The sequence below is a fragment of the Microcoleus sp. OTE_8_concoct_300 genome, assembly GCF_031383065.1.
Classification (GTDB): Bacteria; Cyanobacteriota; Cyanobacteriia; order Cyanobacteriales; family Microcoleaceae; genus Microcoleus.
In genome coordinates this window covers 1-2,775 of sequence record NZ_JANMZH010000906.1, presented here as the reverse complement: position 1 = coordinate 2,775, position 2,775 = coordinate 1, and the positions used below count along the sequence as shown (strand labels likewise).

The following is a 2,775-nucleotide window of genomic DNA, read 5'->3' as shown; positions in this document are numbered from 1 at the left end:
GATTGATTCCACGGATAAATCACGTGGCGGGTACCACCTTTGAAATTCGCTTGTCAGAATCAAACTTTCTATGCTGACTAAGGAATGAGAATTAAATAACTTCCACAAGTTTGTGGGATGGGCGTCCCGCCCGTCCTTTTTGGACGGGCGGGACGCCCATCCCACAAACTTGTGGAAGTTATTTAATTCTCATTCCTTAGTCAGCATAGAAAGTTTGATTCTGACAAGCGAATTTCAAAGGTGGTACCCGCCACGTGATTTATCCGTGGAATCAATCCAAAATCGAAAATCGAAAATCCTCAAGCCCCCGCATTTATCCCTGGGGTCAATCTAAAATCTCAAATCTCAAATCTCAAATCGATTGACGCACCATTTGTTGCAAAATGCGTCAGTTGTGAGATTGTTGGTTTGTCGGAAAAATCATGCTAACTGATACACCCTACTTAAAGTAAATCACGCTCAATACTTAATCCGTGTATCCGTGTCAATCGGTGTCGTGCCTGCCTTTTTCTCTAACAGTTTAGAAAGTAAAGCTAGTTCGCAAAACTCCCACCCATGTTGTACCGTTATCCTTGTTATGATCTGTATTGGTAATAACATAAACCCCAGGAGTAATGCTGATAAAGTCACTTACCTGGATCAGGTACAGAGCTTCTACGTGAAGAGAAGTAGCATTGTCTTTGTTTTCTTTAATATCGTTGCGAGTCGTCTTTGGCGGGACGCCAACAATCAGACCGCCGACATTGCCTTCGGAGAACAAATCTGGGAATGCAAAAGTCACTCCACCGTTCCAAATTTGGGCCTTGGCATCGCCGCCGGACAACTGCTGAGCGTCTACGTATCCCGCCCACCCTGAAAGCGCAAATCGAGACGAGGGGCGCCAGCTTGCTTGAAGGCCGAAATGGTTGCCTCTTGTCGCATTTTGATTGAATGGTTGATTGGCGTTATTGCTGCCGGTGCCGAGAGAAAGGTCAACATCATTTTTGCGGGAGTAGCTTCGCACGTAACTTAACGCTAAATCGAGTTCGGAACTTGGGGAGTAAGTAAGTTGAGCGATCGCCCCGTAGCTGCCGTTAAAAAGTCCGTTACCCTCTGTAGAGTCAGCGGCGGTATTTGTCAGATAGGTCAAAGTTAGATTCAGTCGATCGCTCAATTGGTGATTGATGGCAATTCCCGTTTCTCCGGGAGTGTTGTAAATAGCGGGGTTGAACGCTCCAAACCGAGAAACTGCGCCTTGAGCTGCACTATCAAAATAAGGGTTGATTAAAGGAGCTACATCATCAGAAGTAAGTCCTTTTGCCCCTATTTCAACATTAGTGCGGCTCCCGATGAGGAACTGATAGCTGAGTTTATCGAGGGTGATTTCAGAGCCGCCATCCCCGTCAAAGTTGGTGCGAGTCATGGGAGTGCCGGTAGGGCGATCGTACCGAGCATTATTTCTCGCTTGCAAGCGCGTTCTCAAACGGTCAGTTCCGGTAAAGCTAGTATCGAAATTCAAGCGCACCCGATACCCAAGGTTTGCAGTAGTTTTGTCATCACCGACAGCACCTTTTCCGAAGGTATCGCTAACGGCAAAAATGGTTTCTCCATTGAGTGTAGTAGTTGTCGAAAACTGATTTGCTTCGAGTTCGCTCGTCCGCGCTTCTAAGGCATCCACTCGACCGCGCAAGGTCGCTAATTCAGCGGCAAATTCTTCTTGCAAGCGTTGCAGTACCGCTAAGTCTTCTTGGGTGACAATGTTAGCTGGCAAGGAGCCAATTAGCTTGGTAACTTGGTCTAAGCAAGCGTTCAAACCTGCGGCGAATTCGTATCGAGTTAATGCTCGGTTGCCGCGATAGGTTCCGTCTGGATATCCCGCGATGCAGCCGTAGCGTTCCACGAGGGATTGCAGGGCTTGGAAAGCCCAATCTGTCGGCCGCACGTCGGATAGTTGAGATACTGATGTCACCTGATTCATAGAGGTGGCATCTGGCGATTGAGCTGCGGTTTTTGCTGGAGTCAGGGGATTTTTTTCTGGCTTGGTCGCTGGGGTTTCAGATTGCTTTAACTCGCTGGCAATAACTGGCGGTCCGGGGGGATTTGATGTTGCTGTTAATTGGCTTTCTGGGGTGTCTGCTGTCGCGTCAGAGTGGACTGTTTCCGGGGGCGCGGGAACAGATACTGCTTGGCTCGGCGCGTCTGTTTCTGCGGCAAGCTGATGCTGGGTTTCCGAAAGTGCGATCGGCTCTTGCGCATCAGGAATTGGCACCTGCGCGGCAGTTGTTTCTGCTGCAAAGACCGTGTTTTTTAGCAACAATAAATTACTCAAGCAAGCGAGGCAAAACCAGAAACTTTTTCCAAAAAGTTTGGACATTGTTGCTCCTACTATATAAATGAAAAACCTTGTTTCTGGTCACGGCAGTTTGAACAGGTTTTACTTGACGAAAACCCTCGCTCGGCAACAATTATTTCACAACCCAACTTTTGAGATTTATAATCAAGTTGGCGTTGAAATTCATAAAATGCACAATCCGCACTCTTTCAGGATAGGCGGACATCTCTGTTTTGCTTTTGTATCGCTCCTAGGCACCCTCGGAACCCTAGAAGAGTTCGTGGAAAATAATTTTTAACGGCAGATGGACGCTGATGGCTATTTTATGTTAGTGCAGAACATTGAGCACTGTCAAGTCTCTCAAGAGAGCCGATCGCCGTGAACGATGACAATTTATGGCAACGCAAGTACAAAGGATATTACCAATTACCGATTACTTGTTACCCATAATCAATTCCCCGTTA

The 2,775-nt window shown here is 47.2% G+C and carries 1 protein-coding gene and 1 pseudogene; both read right to left on the bottom strand.

The annotated features are described in order from the left end of the window. Window positions 1-520: 520 nt before the first annotated feature. Window positions 521-2,353: an iron uptake porin gene (locus ACUVJL_RS39050; RefSeq protein WP_445250722.1), complete on the bottom strand. Its 1,833-nt coding sequence runs from the start codon at window positions 2,351-2,353 to the stop codon at window positions 521-523. Between the two features lie 11 nt (window positions 2,354-2,364). Further along, window positions 2,365-2,490: pseudogene (locus ACUVJL_RS39045) on the bottom strand (zinc ribbon domain-containing protein); the annotation flags it as partial. Between the last annotated feature and the right edge of the window lie 285 nt (window positions 2,491-2,775).